The organism is Acinetobacter sp. ANC 4558, from assembly GCF_002135375.1.
GTDB lineage: Bacteria > Pseudomonadota > Gammaproteobacteria > Pseudomonadales > Moraxellaceae > Acinetobacter.
The window spans coordinates 91,170-107,127 of the sequence record NZ_NEGH01000007.1 but is presented as its reverse complement, the minus strand read 5'-3'; the positions used below and the strand labels follow the sequence as shown (position 1 = coordinate 107,127).

Sequence of the window (15,958 nt, the reverse complement as noted above, 5' to 3'; positions counted from 1 at the left end):
TTGATGAATAATTACTCTTGTAAAAATGGTCGCTTTCATCACATCATTATTTTAATATTTTATCATAAATTAAATCTATCTTTTATGTGTATTTATTTCATAAAAAGTTAGTGAGAATTGTGAAAAAATGAAAATAACATGGAATTTTAGGAAAAAAACTTGACATTCTTTTAAATCCTATATAAATACGCCGTAGACCATATAATTTTTTCACTCTGAGGTAGTTTTAGTGTCTTCGACAGATTTTGAACTAGATGATAACTACGGTGATGATGATGCAAGTTTTGATGAAGCATCAAGTAAAATTAGTGCGAAAGAATCATTAGAAAAACGTCGCCTAATTGATGATTTATTAGCACAACGTCGTTTGGAGCGTGAACTCAAAGATTTTGATTATGATTTCGATGATGATGACTTTGATGACGAAGATTAACTAAAAAGTTCATAAAACATGGCATAATGTTAAGCTTGTATTTTAGTATCTGAATTTGGATTTTAAATGAGTGCTTTAGATTTAGACCAGTTAAGTGAATATCTAGATGGTGACCAAAACGAGTTCGGTCTAGATTTTGCAGCGACTCATGGTTTTTTATGTGCAATTGCGGTTGGGCCGAAATTCGATAAATGGTTAAGTGAACTGTTTGATGGAAATCAGAAAAAAATACCAACAGAAATAATTGCCCAAATTAATACTTGGTTAGATGCAATTCGTCAAAATTTAGCCAATGAAGAAGGAATTGAGTTTCCTTTTGAAATTGAAGAAGCAGATGTTGAGTCTAGCTTAGGTGATTGGAGTGTTGGTTTTGTTGATGCAATGTTCCTCAATGAAGATGCTTGGTTTACACCAGAGTTTGAAGAACAGCTTGTAGATTTAACACTACCAATCATGGTATTTAGTGGTGTAGATGAAGAAGATTCTCAGATGGAAACGTTCCGTCGTAATGGTCAATTGATGGATGAGCTCGCTGAAGAAATACCAGATAATTTGAATGAACTTTATTTGATGTATCACACACCAAATTAAATAAAAAGCACCGTAATCGGTGCTTTTTTCATCTTAAGCTTTATTAATACGCTTTAAAGAAAATGTTGCAATCCAGCCATAAGCAATAAAAAATATAGCAGCATGTACTGCAACTAAAAATAACATAATTGCAGCATAACCAAAGATTCCTATTTTTTCAGCAGCTTGGAGTATTTGCTCGGCATTTGGGTTAATAATAACAAGAAAAAATGCAAGAAAACATTCGATGATAATTGCGATTGCGCTATTTCCCCAGACCAATAGATGTTTTTCTTCTTTTGTTGGTAGGCGATGCTCAGCTTTAACAAATTGAGATGCTGAAAAAAAAGCTGAAAAAATCAGAATAGCGATGAAGGTAAGCGATGTTAGGGGAATCATGAAGATAAGAATTAAGCAAATAATAATCAATGATATGCTATAAAATAGTGCAAATTTTTTAAGATATTTTTGCATAAATATATTCCAGTAAACGACTTAATTACTCATTTTTGTTGATATTTACGGTATAGAATAAATAATAAAACTACAAGTAAAATTGCAATAATGATATTACTGGCTTGTCTGAAAATATGTTGCATGAATATTTGATTTTCACCAAAATAATAACCAATACAGGCTAAAAAAGTGGTCCAAATTATAGTGCCAATGCTACTAAAAAACATAAATTTTCCGTATGGCATTCGGTTCATACCCGCAGGTATGCTAATAATAGAACGCATTGCGGGAATCATTCGTCCAAAGAAGACGATTCTATAACCATATTGTTCAAACCAAGCTAAAGATTTTTTTACATCATCAGTTTTAAGAAAAACATATTGACCATAATTGTCTATAAATCGAAACATACGATCTTGTTTCACCTTATAACCAAGCCAATATAAAACTGAAGCAGCAACCAATGAACCTATGCTACCCGCGATAATTACACCAATTAAAATAAGTTGACCTCGTGATGCAGAATAACCCGCTGAAGGCATAATAATTTCAGAGGGAATAGGAGGAAATATATTGTCTAGAAACATTAAAAAAGCAATTCCAATATATCCTAATTGCTCCATAATGAAGAGAACCCAGTTTTGTATATTCATACGGTTTCAGTCTTTTTAGGTATTTAAAATATGAAATAAAAAGTAATTAGTTTTTTATTAAATTGGTATTTTATTCTTTATCTGCTTGATTCCCAATATTGACTAACGTTCGAAGATAAATTTTTCGTAATAATAAAGCGACGCTTATGGGGATAATCACAAAAGAGGTATAGCTCAAAATATTGAAGCGGAGTAAATAAACAATGAATAAGGCGATTATTCCTCCAATAACTGCACCAAGTATTGCAATAAAAATATGGAAATCATAATTCTCATCTTTTACTTTAATTTGATGGTGACTTTTTGATGCTATTGGCATACCTCTCCCTTTGTTGTGATGAGCAATATTCTTTTTATATAGCTGAATGCTCGGTTTTTGCATGATCTTCACCTATTTTTCTTAGGATGGGTGGTAAAATAATTATCTCAAATTTTAAATTTTTCTAAACTCTGTTGTAATACAGCTTGGTGTATATTCGTTATGATTTAAGTTTTTATTAAGTAAATAAAAAACCCTCTATTGAGGGTTTATGTATCTTTTTATACTAGATATTAAAGACGTTTACGTTTTGCCGCGACAATTTGTGATTGACGCATACGGAAGCCTTCTTTTTGTTTGACAGTTGTTTTATCAACACAATATTTACATGACACACCATGTTCATAGCTAGATAATAAAATATCTTCGGGAAGAAGCGGCCAGCCACATGCATGACATTTTGTATTTTGACCTTCTTCCATCCCATGTGTAACCGCAGTACGTCCATCAAATACGAAGCATTCACCTTCCCATAAGCTTTCTTCTACAGGCGTTTCTTCAAGATATTTTAGAATTCCGCCTTTAAGATGGTAGACCTCATTAAAACCTTCTTGAAGTAAAAGAGAGGTTGACTTTTCACAACGAATACCACCTGTACAGAACATCGCAATTTTTTTATCTTTATGCTGTTCGAGTTCTTTTTTCACATATTCAGGAAACTCACGGAAGGTTTCTGTTTTTGGGTCAATGGCACCTTTAAATGTACCTGCTTCATATTCGTAGTCATTACGTGTATCAATTAAAATAACATCATCACGAGCAATCAGCTCATTCCATTCTTTAGGGTCAAGATAATGACCGACAAGATCACGTGGTTTAACATCAACCCCTAGAGTAACTATTTCTTTTTTTAATTTAATTTTCATTTTACGAAATGGTTTTTCAGCGCTGAAGGACTCTTTATATTCCATTGTCTGAAAGCCCTCATTAAGAAGGAATTGATGAATCGTATCAATTGCAGCTTGATCACCAGCAACCGTGCCATTAATTCCTTCATTCGCTACGATGAGTGTTCCACATAGTTTAATTGTTTTGACTAAATCTAAAAGACGTTGCTGAAGATCTGCAGGATCTTGAACTTCTTTGAATTGATAAAGTGCTGCAACAACCCAACTAGCCGTCGCTTGCTGTTCTACAGGTGCAAGCTGTTCTACAGTAGCGTTCATGGAAAACTCCAATACGTAAAAAGGAAAAAATAAGGCGCATATTCTAACCTGAATGATTAAAATTTGCGAGAAAGTACGTGGTGAGTCTATTGGATGAATATTTAATTGAGAGAATTTAAATAAATATTATATATATCAATATATTATATTTTTAATGATGAATTCATTTTTAGAGTTTTATTTGCATATTGTTTTAGTTGTATTTTAATGTATTATTATATATACCAGTCTACCCAGATATTGTGATGAATACAAAAACAGCGAAAGAAAAGATTTTAGAAGCAGCGAGTACGCTTTTTTATAATCAAGGAATTAATCAAACGGGAATTAATATGATTACGGATAAAGCGGCAGTTGCAAAGATGTCGCTTTATAATAATTTTCCATCAAAAGCCGATTTAATTACGGCTTATATCGAAGCACGACATGCTGAATGGTTAGCGTTATATGAAAAACGCTTGCAACAAGCAACCTCACCACAAGAAGGCATTTTAGCGGTTTTTGATGCCTATCGTGATCATGCGGAAGATGCGTATGAAAATGGATTCCGAGGCTGTGGTTTATTAAATGCTGCTGCTGAGTTTGCTTCAAATAGTCCAGAACGTATGGCAGTCAAACTTCATAAAGATGAAGTTGAAGATATTTTAACTGTACATTTAAAGATGATTTTTCAAGATACGCAACAAGTTCAATATATTGCCAGTTTGCTTTCATTTCTTTTAGAAGGTTCTATTGCTCGAGCAGGTCTAGAAAGCTCAAGTGATAAGCTGATCATGGCGCGAAAAATGGCTGAAAATATTTTGCAAACGCCACGACAGCAAAATATTAAGATCTAATCTTTTGTAATTCCAATCGTTTTAAAGTATTGATAAGGTAATTTTCATGAGCCTGAAATTTGAGAATGTAATAAATATTGGCGTATTTGTTACATTATGGGGAAGTGCTGCTATTTTTACCAAATGGGGGTTACATTATGGCAGCGTCATTGCATTTTTATTCTTTCGATTTTTAATTGCGACTGTAGTTATTCTAATTTATTGCGTGAAAAATAAATTGCCGTACTATCCAAATCAAACATCATGGAAATATATTGTTTTTACAGGGTTATTTCTGATTGCAGGCTATACTTTATTTTATTTTTTATCTTTAGATTATGGTATTTCACCTGGTTTATTGGCAACAATTTTAGCATTACAGCCGATTTTATCATTCTTTATCACAGAGAAAAGCTTTTCTAAGCTGAAATTAATCGGACTCGTATTAAGCTTTATAGGAATTATTTGTTTAGTTTATAATAGTATTTTTGTTAATAAATTATCACTGTGGGCAACGATTTGTGCATTACTTTGTTTGGGAAGTATTACATTAGGTGCCATTTTACAAAAAAATATTAAAGATAAACCATGGCAAGTATTACCTCTACAATATGCCGTCGCTTTGGTTATATTTGCAGTGATTATCCCATTCCAAACATTTAATTTTGACGTCAGTTGGAATTTTTGGTTACCTGTTTTCTGGCTTGGAATTATAGTTTCTGTTTTAGCACAATTGATTTTTTATAAATTATTGCAGTCTGGGAATTTGGTGAATGTAACCAGTTTATTCTATTTGGTTCCGTTGGTTACCCTAATTTTAGATTTCATTATTTTTAGAGTTGAGCTTGGTTCTTTAGATCTACTTGGAATAAGTGCCATATTGCTGGGCGTTTATTTAGTTTATAAAAAACCATTAAACAAAATAGATAAATCAGTTTCTGATCTGTCTTAAAGCATTATTTAATTAAAGTATTGATCTATATTTATGTCTGAAATTCTACTTAAAATTATGGTGATTTGGTCTTTAGCTGTAATCACGCCTGGACCGAATTTTATTTTGACGATGAGTTTAGCGACGGCAGGGCAAAAGAAAAAAGCATTTTTAGCTATATTAGGAATTATTATTGCAACGCTATTCTGGTTCTTAGCTTGTTTTATTGGCATGCATCAGGTTTTCCTTAACTACCCTATATTTTATTTATGTATTCAATTATTAGGTGGGTTTTATCTGCTTTATTTGGGTTTGAAAAATATTTTTGGACAGCAAAAAGGACAGATGCAGTATGATGAAGTTGAAAACAAGACTAAGAATATTTTTTTACAAGGATTTACCATCAATATCACAAATCCTAAAACACTGATTTTTATTACCAGTATTTTTGCAGGAATTAATATTTCACATTTCAACTATATTTTCATTGTTTTAGTCTTACTCAGTGTTGTGATGATTTCTGGTATTTGGTATTCATTTGTCGTAATACTATTATCTCAAGCTCGATTTATTCAGTTATATAGCCAGTATGTTCATTCAATTAATAAAATTGTTGGTTTAATTTTTAGTTTATTTGGCTTAAATATTTTAATATCCATATTGCCCTAATAGAGATACGAATTAAATCAAATGATTTTAAAATTGATTGAATGTTGAGTGTTTTCTATACTATTGAGGGGTTTTTATTTGAGATACTACATATGGTATTATAGTGATATGCACTATACTATATAGTGTGTTTTAGTTTAAAGAATAAGAGCATTATTTTGAGTGATCATCGTCGAATTCCATCTTTAACACCTTGTGCAGGTCGTTGTTCTACTGTGTTTGGTGATTCTGTTTGTCGTGGATGCCGACGTTTTAATCACGAAGTCATTCGTTGGAATACATTTACCTTAGAGCAGCAACATACGGTTTGGAAACGACTAGATGCTCAGTTAGATCAAATTTTAGTTCCAATGCTGCCATTTGCAAATGTTGTACTTGCAGAAAGTTTTGTATTGTCTAAACGTGTACGTCTACATACAGATGCAAGCAATGGTCGTAAACTCTATCATGCCTTAAAACTTTGTGAAAAAAATAAATATTTTGCGAGTGAAAGTGGTTTAGGAATTCAAGCTGAGCATGTCAAGCCCTTGTGGCAAGAATTTGAGCGTCGTGTCTTGGCTTTGGCGACTGCAAGTTATGATTTAGCTTTTTTACGTGCAGATTATATGAATCTGCGATAAATTCATTTTATAGAAGAATAGAAAAGTTTCTATTCTTCTGAGTCGTAGCTTATTTAAGCTGTTGATTTTAATTTATCAATAATATCTTCTAGAGGTTTAATACGTTTAACGTCATCCCATAATAATTTAGCTTCTGGATAATGCTTAGACATCATTCCTAACCACTGTTTATAACGACCAACCATATTCATTTCTTTTTTATATGAACCATTTAGAAATTTAATTTGCAGTTCAATTAAGTCTGTCCAATTTAAAATTGCTTGATCTGTATTTTGTCGGATACATAATGTTAGATCAGGTGTTGTAACAGCACCACGACCAATCATTAAGTCTTGACAACCAGATTCCAGCTGACATTGTTTTGCATCTGTATTGGTCCAAATTTCGCCATTTGCAATAACATTAATATTCAATGCTTCATGAATGGGTTGGAGTTGATCCCAAAATGCAGGAGGTGTATAGCCTTCAGCTTTGGTACGTGCATGCACTGTAAGCCAGCTTGCACCTGCATCTTCAATGGCATGTGCATTGTCTAATGTAAAGTTACGATCCATGTATCCCAAACGCATTTTGGCAGAAACAGGAATATGAGAGGGGACAGCATCTCTGACCGCTTTGACCAATTCATACACGACATTGGGTTCATCAAGTAATACCGATCCACCACGATGACGATTCACAGTTTTGGCAGGACAACCAAAATTCATGTCTATGGCTGGTGCACCAAGCTCAACGGCACGAATTGCATTTGCTGCTAACATTTCAGGATTATTTCCTAAGAACTGAACATGTACAGGTGTTCCAGCCGCCGTTTTCCCATGATTTTTAAGTTCAGGGCAATAGGTATGATAGATATGATCTGGCAGTACGGAATCGGTCACACGAATAAACTCAGTTACACACCAGTCATAGTTTCCGACAGATGTCAGTACATCTCGCATAATTGGATCTGTTAAACCTTCCATGGGTGCAAGCACAAGTTTCAACGTATTAATCCTTGAACAATGAAAACGGTGTTATACGCAAATAGTCAAAAGCTGTCTAGTGATAAGTGAGCTAAAAAGTGAGAAAGAAAGGATCATGTTATAAGGTATTGCAGATCACTTCTATCGAAGTCAATCTGCAATTGAACATGAGATGAAATTGAATTAAGCAATTTTGAAATCATCTAATGAGAAATGCTCAGAGGTTCCACATTCTTTTACAAAGTAGGAATCATGTGAAACGAGAATGATTGCCCCAGTAAAAGAGCGAATGGCACTGGCAAATAAAATTTTTGAATCAATATCTAAATGATTTTCTGGTTCATCTAAAAGTAATAATTCAATAGGATTTTGACTGAGTGCTATACACAGTAGTGCAATTTTTAATTGTTCACCTCCACTGAGTTGAGAAATTGGCATTAAAGCTTTATCGGTTCTTAAACGAATTTTTCCAAGTTGTGTACGAAATTCCTGATCTGTCAGTTTGGTATTAAATTGACGTAGATTTTCAATCGCATTCAAATGCATTTTAAGAAAACTAAAATTTTGATCTAAGTAAAAGCTATTTACATTTTTAAATATCTTGGGTGTTGATGAAGAAGTTTGATCAATGAATTTGAGTAAAATGGATTTTCCAATACCATTTTTTCCAGTTAAATGTATTTTTTCATTTGAATTGAGCGATAAACTGATTGGATTGAGCTGACAATGAGGAAGATTGATGTGTTTTAGGCGCAATATTTCCATATTTTTTACTTGAGCGACATCAAAAGAAAAACTTTGTGGTTTAATTTTTTCAATTAATGTTTTCTTTTCTGTCATGATTTGCTGTTTTAAGGATTTTTGATTTAAAAATTGTTGGTTGAGTCTCGCTTCTGCATTTTGCGCCTGAGTTTTTTTAGCATGAAGAATAAATTTATCAGGCTCCTTTCTTAATTGCTTGGTTTTTTCAAAAATTTTGCGTTTATGTGCTGATTTTTCCAATTGAGTCGATTTATATTTTTCTAATTTCACTAAGTCATGTTTTTGTTGTTTAATTTCATATTGCAACGCCTCTAATTCTAAGTCAGATAATTGTTTATATTGTGAATAGTTACAATGGTATTCTGTTAAACCAAAATTATTGAGAACAAAAGTATGATGTATTTGGTCTAAAAGGTGACGATCATGGCTGATGACTAAGCATCCTGCGGGGTGATTTTGTATTTTGTCTATCAACCATTGTTGACTGTTTTGATCTAAGTGATTACTCGGCTCATCCAATAATAAATAATGATCTTTAAGTAAAAACAAACGACAAAGTGCAAGTTTGGTTTTTTGTCCTTCACTTAAATGATAAATGATTGTGTCTAGATTTGTCGGCAGCCCTGCATGCTCAAGTAAGGTCTGCCATTCGGATGGTAAATGCCATAAGTTTTCAACGATTTCATAATCTTTGAAATCTGCAATACCATGTTCAATTCGGGTAAAACACAGGTGTAAATGCTGTATATCTAAGGCTTCAGCAATTGTTGTAACATTTAGGCGTTGCATTTGAGGGAGGTACGCAAAGGGTGTTTGCCAAGTGATGAATCCTGTTGCATAGGTAGGCAGTAGCGACTGTGTGAGTAAGGACATTAAGATCGACTTTCCTTGACCATTACGACCAATTAAACTGGAACATTGCCCGAAAGGAAGTTGAAAATTTAGGTTTTCAAACAAAGATTCAAAAGCGAATTGCACGCTGAGTTGTTGAATAATACAAGCCTGTTGGGTCATATAAGACTCCCAAATACAGGACGTACAAAATAAATTTTATAATGATGATTGAGTAATAAAATAAGCTTTATTTTGCACGTCAAAAAAATAAAAAAGAAATTTGACGGAAAATAAACTTACTTCATTGGCGTAACTCAATTTAACGGGAAAGAGGAGAGTACCATTTTACATGGGTTTGTATGAAAAACAAACTGTTTAATAGATTAAGAATTTAGTGAATAGAAATAATACATGTTGTAACACAAGCTTATCTGTATGTAGAAGATAGTAGATTGAGATGAATGTAGGGTTTTCAAACAGATTGAGTGTTCTCAATCTGTTTGATATACAGGAGTTTAAAGTTGTGCACCTAGGAAAGTGAATGGTTTCGCATCTTTAAATGAAGCATTGGCTTTACCTGAATAGATAATCGACTGATCTGGACCAAGTTCGAGTTTTTGAGTTTTGCCATTGCTAAAATTAATTTCTTTGAGATCTACCCAGAATACATTTGGAGATAATGCAGATTCAAAGAAATATAAGCCATTTTTATGATCGACCACAGTACGCCAACGCGTTGAGGAAATATTAGGTTCAGCTTCTGTATTAATTCCAAAAGGTACAGATGCATTACGAATCACACTAAATACGCTGGCAAGGCTATCTTTAGTTGAGGCTTTTTGTGGGATCGCATTAATATAGAATGATGCGCGTGCAAAACGATCTGAAGCACGGTTTGTCCCAGGTAACATTACCGTTCCGCCAATTTGTTGCCAGTATGTATTTAAAGCCAGTTGTTGATCAAATGTAGGCGAGTTTGTCATCACTTGATATTTGCGGCTGTGGTGAATGACTTGTTTGCCATTAATATATTCAACAATTGCACTGTCGCCCGTTGCATCAGAAATAGACAAGTGTAAGGTTGCAAGGCGATCTTGACCTGGTACAGCATCTGTAACTATCACGAAAGGCTCTTTTTCAAGGGCTTTGACTGCTTCATCGACTGTGGCGAAATTATCTAAAACATATTGTGCCCAAAGTGAAATACTCAAAGGCGGTTTCTTACTGCTTTTAACATTTGGATATTGAGATTCAACTAACCAAAGTAAATTTGCATTTAAGCCTTTTTCATTAATGCCATCTGTTGTTGAAATATCATAACCTGTTGCAACAACACTGCCATATTTTGAAGTCCATTCAATTGATTTAGGACCAGCTAGACCTGTACGTTTTACGTTATTCGGTAGGATCCAAATATTGGTGCCAACATCAGTTTTCCAGTCCATTGATCTGGCTGTCATGATGTTGTTATCTTCACCTAAGTAGACGATTCGAGTACATGCCATAGCTGCTTCTCCAGCTAAGAGAATGGCAACTGCGCAAAGTGCTTTTTTAAATTTATGTTTCATGTTGCTCTATCCTTTAATAAATAGGTAAATTGATGCCAATAACTGGACCTCTTTGGCGAATGTCCCAATGGAAATCATTGGATTGATAATCTTGTTTTAAATAACGATAACCGACTCTTACATTGAGTGGGCGTTTAAAGAAAGGAATGTTATATCCCAAATAAGCATGGGCAGAAATGGTATCTTTTTCACCGATGGTGAGTTCAGATGCAATGTTCCAAGGAGAGTCGAAGTTGTACCTGAAACGTGCGCCCCAAAAGAATTCATTCCAATCGATGTTGGCATTTTTGGTGATATTAAATGCCGATAATGTTGCTTTAGCATCTGTGTGGTGAAGACCAATAGTCGGTTCTATTAATAGTTTAGGTTGTTTAAATGCATTGAGTTCAGTAGATTTATAGGCGCGATAATAAACGCCATAACTGGTTTGATCGAGTTTCGTATTGACTGCGATAGGAATGTTAATGACATCATTATCTTCTGATGTTTTAACCAGTTTTTTATCGATATAAAGTCCCCAGTCTCCTTTATTAATATCTAAAAAACCCATAAAAACACGATCAAGATGTTCTAATGTATCGTTAAAAGATTGATCGACTTTATATTGAATATTTTTATCACTTAAGGTGCCATCAACATCCGCTGCAAAAACATAAATATTGGCATTAATTCGCGGTTCACCACTAAAAGAATCTAAAAAGCTATTCGCAAGTAATGATTGGCTAAAAAGAATACATGATGAGAGATAAATATATTTTGAAAACTTCATGTTGTTGTCCCTATTTTTAAGTGATTTTATCAGTTTTAAATTAAAAAATATGTGATATAAATCAACTAATATTGACCTATGGTGTTGTGATTTTGTATTTTATCTATGAATATTTTATTATTTTCCAGAGCAACAATAATTTTTATTTGATTTTATATTCAGATTTAATTTTTAAATAATAATTCTTAAAAACAAGAGATTATATTCGCTTAGATGCTAAAAATAAGCATAGCTTAGTCATTCATCTTGGCATTATAAAAGAGGAAACTTCTCGTGAGATAAAATATAAAAAGAGGAGTTAAAAATTTATTTTAGCGATTTAAAATCATCTCCAATACAAACTTTGAACCAATAAATCCTAAGGCTAATAAGAAAAAACCTAAAATGGTAAAACGAATTGCTTTTTGTCCTCGCCAGCCAAACTTATAATGACCGATTAATAATGAGCCATAAATAAACCAAGAAATAATGCTAAATGCGGTTTTATGTGCCAAGTGTTGACCAAAAAAATTATCAATGGTTAAAAAACCAAAACCAAGTGCAATCGTTAATAATGTGAATCCTACGATCAGCATGTCGAATAAGAGCGATTCCATTGCTTGAAATGATGGAAGTAAATTGACCCAAATTCTACGTTTTTGTTTATTTTTAAGTTCACGATCTTGAAACCATAAAATCACCGCTTGAATGGTTGCCATCAGTAAAACAATATAGGCTGCTAAGGATAAAATAATATGAACATCTAAGCTGACGGAATGTGTTTCAACAAAATTGTTAGGTTGACTAAAAGCAAACCCAAGAATCAATCCTGTTGCAGCAACAGGAATCCCAATCAAATTGACTGTAATGACAGGGCGATAGGTGCTGAATAATATGCTCAATAGAAGCATGAGGCCTGATGTAAATGAAATGATATTAAAAACATCATAATTTACGCCTTCTGGTGTAATAATATCTTGATAAAGCACTGTGCCGTGAAGAATAAGACCAATCCCTAATATTAGGCCAATGAGCCAGTGATTAATTTCACTTTTAGACATTAAACGAAGAAACAAATACCAAAAACCGGTGGTATAAGCGACTAATGCTAAGACTGTATAAACCAATGGGAGGCTAATCATGTCAAACCTTTTTCAGGATGATAAAAATTCATTTATATAAATTCTACGCGAACTAAAGTATCCTATAGCATCTTAAGCATAAATTTTCTAAATTAAGAAAGAATATTTTGCTACTGGTTATTTTACGCGGATTTTGCAATGTTTGATACCTTAACAGAACGACTCACGCAGAGTTTAAGAAATGTTACTGGCTCAGGGCAGCTAACCGAAGACAATATTAAAGATACGTTACGTGAAGTGCGTATGGCACTTCTTGAAGCCGATGTTGCATTACCTGTAACTCGTGAGTTCATCGCGAAAGTTAAGGAAGAAGCATTGGGTCAAGAGGTGATGACTCAGTTATCTCCTGGCCAAGCATTCGTTAAAATTGTTCATAACGAATTAACAAAAATGATGGGAGAGGCTAATGAAAGCCTTGACCTCGCTGCAAAACCTCCTGTTGTTGTTTTACTCGCAGGCCTACAAGGGGCTGGTAAAACGACAACAGCAGCGAAATTGGCGCGATTCTTACAAGAGCGTCAAAAGAAAAAAGTAGCCATGGTTTCTGCGGATGTTTATCGTCCTGCAGCGATTAAACAGTTACAAACTGTTGCAGGCGAAGTTGGCGCAATCTTTTTTGATTCAAATGCCAATGAAAAACCAATTGATATTGCAATTCGTGCAATTGAACAAGCAAAAATACAGTTTGCTGATGTTTTAATTGTCGATACAGCAGGTCGTCTACATGTCGATGACGACATGATGGATGAAATCAAGCAACTTCATGCAACCATTAAACCGACTGAAACATTATTTGTTGTTGATGCCATGACTGGGCAAGATGCGGCAAATACTGCAAAAGCATTTAATGATGCATTACCACTAACAGGTGTAATTTTAACGAAAACCGATGGTGATGCCCGAGGTGGTGCTGCACTTTCTGTTCGTGCAATTACCGGGAAGCCAATTAAATTCTTAGGAATGGGCGAGAAGCTTGATGCCTTAGAACCATTCCATCCAGAACGTATCGCACAACGTATTTTGGGGATGGGTGATGTACTTTCTTTAGTCGAAGAACTTGAGCGTAAAGTCGACAAAGAAAAAGCAGAAAAAATGGCGAAAAAGCTGCAAAAAGGCGGAAACTTCAATTTTGAAGATATGCTAATGCAGTTTGAGCAAATGAATAGCATGGGCGGTATGATGGGTTTCTTAGATAAGTTACCTGGCATGAATAGTTCTGGTATTCAAGATGCTCTTGCGCAAGCGAACCCTGAAAAGCAAGTTAAAAAAATGCAAGCCATTATTCAGTCGATGACCATTAAAGAACGTCGTAATCCTGATTTAATGAATCCGAGTCGTAAAAAGCGTATTGCCGCTGGTTGTGGAATGGATGTTGTTGAAATTAATAAATTAATTAAACAACATGCACAAATGGCAAAAATGATGAAAAAATTTGCTAATCCATCTGGAATGGCAAAAATGATGCGCTCACTGGGTGGATTGCAGAAACAATTCGGTGGTGGCGGTGGTATGGGACCACTTTTTGGAAATAATGATTCGAAAAAGTAATATCGAATAAGTAAAAAAGGCGCTTAAGCGCCTTTTTTATAATGTTTAAAATTCTGGATCAAGAAGTGCATAAACATTTTCTATAATTTTTTCAAAGTCATTAGAGGGTGTACCATCTTCTAACCATTGCTGCGATGAAATAATGGTATTGTCTGAATCTATTATATATTCCGCTGCTTTTTTCCCAGATGCATACCAAAGCTGATTTTTTGCCTTATTTCCATCTACTAAAACATATTTAGCGCCAATCTGACCATTTGGATAGAATTCTTCACTTTCAATTGCTACACTATTTTTATTGATGAATTTTGCAACAATTTTTCCATTTTCTAAATAAAGCGTTACAGGTCCGTCTACGTCACTACCAGAAAAACTAAAGAGCTGATAAGGCTCTAATACCCATGCAGGAGATGACTGAGGTGTATGCGTTGATAGATAAAAATCTTGAACTAAGAAATGCCCTTGAGCATTACGTCCAAGCAGTACGCGATAGTAACCGTTAGGGACAGGAAGTGCTGAATAACTCGAATCTATATCAGCATCTTCATTTGAATAAGACGTATCTGCTGATCGACTAAAATAGGCAATAATTGCTTTATCAGAGCTTAGGTTTGCTTTGATTTCTTTAGGTATTTGTGTTTGATGATTTAAGTTAGGTGTTGATACACAGCCTGTTAGTATTAAAATAGAACTCAATAAAGCTGATGTTAAAAAGGTAAATTTCATATTAGAGCACTCTAAATTAATGATTAATTGTAGAAGGTAGGAAGATGTGATTAAGTTGTATTTTTATTAAATATCATAGGAATACTAAATATTATTATTTGAATGATACAAAATTAAGGAAATCAGTCGAAGTTTATCTTCATAGGATGATGTTTAGAGCCATTTTAAATGGTTCGGAGCGATCTATAACAATAGGCTTCTTGCATCAATATTTCTTACGCTTTAAAGCGGTTAGAAAATATTGATGAAAGATGCTTAATTTTAAAACGAATTTTTAATAATTTCTATTTGATTAATGTTGCGTATCTGTGTCGATATAACGTTTGAGGCCTTGAAGTAATAGATCAGGTTCAATGGTTGGTGAATATTTTTGTAAAAATTTAGCAAAAAGAGGCGCATCTCCACCCGTTAGAACAAGTTTTTGTGGATATTGATCAAGTACTTTTTCAATGGTGCTGAGTAATCCAAGTAAAATGCCATGATGAACAGCATCGATGGTATTCCTTCCAGGTGTCAATTGATCAAAGGCCGCATCTGGAATTTTAATTCCTTTGGTGTTTTGAATAAGAGAGTCTCTTTGTAAATACAAATTAGGTAAGATATAACCACCTAAATGCTGTAAACCATCTGCAAGATCAATGGTGAGTGCAGTTCCACAGCTAATAACACAATAGTGTTGCTGTGGGTCATCGACTACAGCAAGAACCTGTAACCAGCGATCTATGCCTAGCTGCTGTGTCACATCATATCCACATTTTAAGCCAGCAAACTCTGCATGAACTCGAGCAAAAGTAACAGGAACATCTAAGAGTTGTAATATTTTTTGGATACGTTCATTGTTTTTAAGATCTTGAACAGATGAAATACCCACCTGTTGTAAGTTCAGTCTTTTAAAGTGTTGAATTAAACCTAAAAGTAAATCGGCAGGTGACTGCAAATGTAATTCTGCATCATGTTCAATGACGTGGTTATTTTGAGTGACCCAGTACTTTAGACGAGTATTACCAATATCTAGCCATAATTTTTTCATTGT

At 34.0% G+C, this 15,958-nt stretch carries 18 protein-coding genes; 7 read left to right on the top strand and 11 right to left on the bottom strand.

Features of this window, described 5'->3' with window-relative positions:
* The first annotated feature begins 229 nt into the window (after positions 1–229).
* Both B9T31_RS10060 and B9T31_RS10055 read left to right on the top strand, forming a co-directional pair.
* Complete coding sequence (locus tag B9T31_RS10060; RefSeq protein WP_086181828.1) at positions 230–433, top strand: PA3496 family putative envelope integrity protein; 204 nt, start codon at positions 230–232, stop codon at positions 431–433.
* A gap of 66 nt (positions 434–499) precedes the next feature.
* Positions 500–1,024: a YecA family protein gene (locus tag B9T31_RS10055; RefSeq protein WP_086181827.1), complete on the top strand. Its 525-nt coding sequence runs from the start codon at positions 500–502 to the stop codon at positions 1,022–1,024.
* Between the two features lie 33 nt (positions 1,025–1,057).
* Here the strand turns inward: B9T31_RS10055 and B9T31_RS10050 are convergent, their stop codons facing one another.
* The 4 genes from B9T31_RS10050 to B9T31_RS10035 form a co-directional block, all read right to left on the bottom strand.
* Positions 1,058–1,477 (bottom strand): ABZJ_00895 family protein, encoded by a 420-nt coding sequence (locus tag B9T31_RS10050; RefSeq protein WP_086181826.1) that lies wholly within the window; start codon positions 1,475–1,477, stop codon positions 1,058–1,060.
* 29 nt (positions 1,478–1,506) lie between these two features.
* Positions 1,507–2,112 (bottom strand): DedA family protein, encoded by a 606-nt coding sequence (locus B9T31_RS10045; RefSeq protein ID WP_086181825.1) that lies wholly within the window; start codon positions 2,110–2,112, stop codon positions 1,507–1,509.
* Between the two features lie 70 nt (positions 2,113–2,182).
* Positions 2,183–2,494 carry a hypothetical protein gene (locus B9T31_RS10040; RefSeq protein WP_086181824.1) on the bottom strand — a complete coding sequence of 104 codons (312 nt, stop codon included), beginning with the start codon at positions 2,492–2,494 and terminating at the stop codon, positions 2,183–2,185.
* A gap of 170 nt (positions 2,495–2,664) precedes the next feature.
* Positions 2,665–3,597 (bottom strand): rhodanese-related sulfurtransferase, encoded by a 933-nt coding sequence (locus B9T31_RS10035; RefSeq protein WP_086181823.1) that lies wholly within the window; start codon positions 3,595–3,597, stop codon positions 2,665–2,667.
* A gap of 245 nt (positions 3,598–3,842) precedes the next feature.
* Between B9T31_RS10035 and B9T31_RS10030 the strand changes: the two genes are divergently transcribed.
* From B9T31_RS10030 to B9T31_RS10015, 4 genes are all read left to right on the top strand, one after another.
* Positions 3,843–4,433, top strand: a complete 591-nt coding sequence (locus tag B9T31_RS10030) for a TetR/AcrR family transcriptional regulator (protein WP_086181822.1) — start codon at positions 3,843–3,845, stop codon at positions 4,431–4,433.
* Positions 4,434–4,479: 46 nt separating this feature from the next.
* A complete protein-coding gene (locus tag B9T31_RS10025; protein ID WP_086181821.1) occupies positions 4,480–5,364 on the top strand; it encodes a DMT family transporter in 885 nt (294 codons plus the stop codon).
* 33 nt (positions 5,365–5,397) lie between these two features.
* Positions 5,398–6,012 carry a LysE family translocator gene (locus tag B9T31_RS10020; protein ID WP_086181820.1) on the top strand — a complete coding sequence of 205 codons (615 nt, stop codon included), beginning with the start codon at positions 5,398–5,400 and terminating at the stop codon, positions 6,010–6,012.
* 158 nt (positions 6,013–6,170) lie between these two features.
* A complete protein-coding gene (locus B9T31_RS10015) occupies positions 6,171–6,632 on the top strand; it encodes a DUF1289 domain-containing protein (RefSeq protein ID WP_086181819.1) in 462 nt (153 codons plus the stop codon).
* Positions 6,633–6,685: 53 nt separating this feature from the next.
* On the opposite strand, the gene B9T31_RS10010 is transcribed toward B9T31_RS10015, so the two are convergent.
* From B9T31_RS10010 to B9T31_RS09990, 5 genes are all read right to left on the bottom strand, one after another.
* Positions 6,686–7,618 (bottom strand): tRNA dihydrouridine synthase, encoded by a 933-nt coding sequence (locus tag B9T31_RS10010; RefSeq protein ID WP_213033232.1) that lies wholly within the window; start codon positions 7,616–7,618, stop codon positions 6,686–6,688.
* 162 nt (positions 7,619–7,780) lie between these two features.
* Entirely contained in the window at positions 7,781–9,373 is a 1,593-nt protein-coding gene (locus tag B9T31_RS10005; protein ID WP_086181818.1) for an ATP-binding cassette domain-containing protein, read from the bottom strand.
* Positions 9,374–9,708: 335 nt separating this feature from the next.
* Positions 9,709–10,761 carry a linear amide C-N hydrolase gene (locus B9T31_RS10000; RefSeq protein ID WP_086181817.1) on the bottom strand — a complete coding sequence of 351 codons (1,053 nt, stop codon included), beginning with the start codon at positions 10,759–10,761 and terminating at the stop codon, positions 9,709–9,711.
* Between the two features lie 13 nt (positions 10,762–10,774).
* On the bottom strand, positions 10,775–11,530 hold the full coding sequence (locus B9T31_RS09995; RefSeq protein ID WP_086181816.1) for a hypothetical protein: 756 nt from the start codon (positions 11,528–11,530) through the stop codon (positions 10,775–10,777).
* 311 nt (positions 11,531–11,841) lie between these two features.
* Complete coding sequence (locus tag B9T31_RS09990; RefSeq protein WP_086181815.1) at positions 11,842–12,651, bottom strand: cytochrome C assembly family protein; 810 nt, start codon at positions 12,649–12,651, stop codon at positions 11,842–11,844.
* Between the two features lie 138 nt (positions 12,652–12,789).
* On the opposite strand from B9T31_RS09990, the gene ffh reads away from it, so the two are divergent.
* Entirely contained in the window at positions 12,790–14,199 is a 1,410-nt protein-coding gene (ffh, locus tag B9T31_RS09985; protein WP_086181814.1) for a signal recognition particle protein, read from the top strand.
* A gap of 45 nt (positions 14,200–14,244) precedes the next feature.
* Here ffh and B9T31_RS09980 read toward each other — a convergent pair whose 3' ends face one another.
* A complete protein-coding gene (locus B9T31_RS09980; RefSeq protein WP_086181813.1) occupies positions 14,245–14,925 on the bottom strand; it encodes a hypothetical protein in 681 nt (226 codons plus the stop codon).
* A 292-nt stretch (positions 14,926–15,217) separates the two neighbouring features.
* Complete coding sequence (locus tag B9T31_RS09975) at positions 15,218–15,955, bottom strand: type III pantothenate kinase (protein ID WP_086181812.1); 738 nt, start codon at positions 15,953–15,955, stop codon at positions 15,218–15,220.
* Positions 15,956–15,958: the final 3 nt, after the last annotated feature.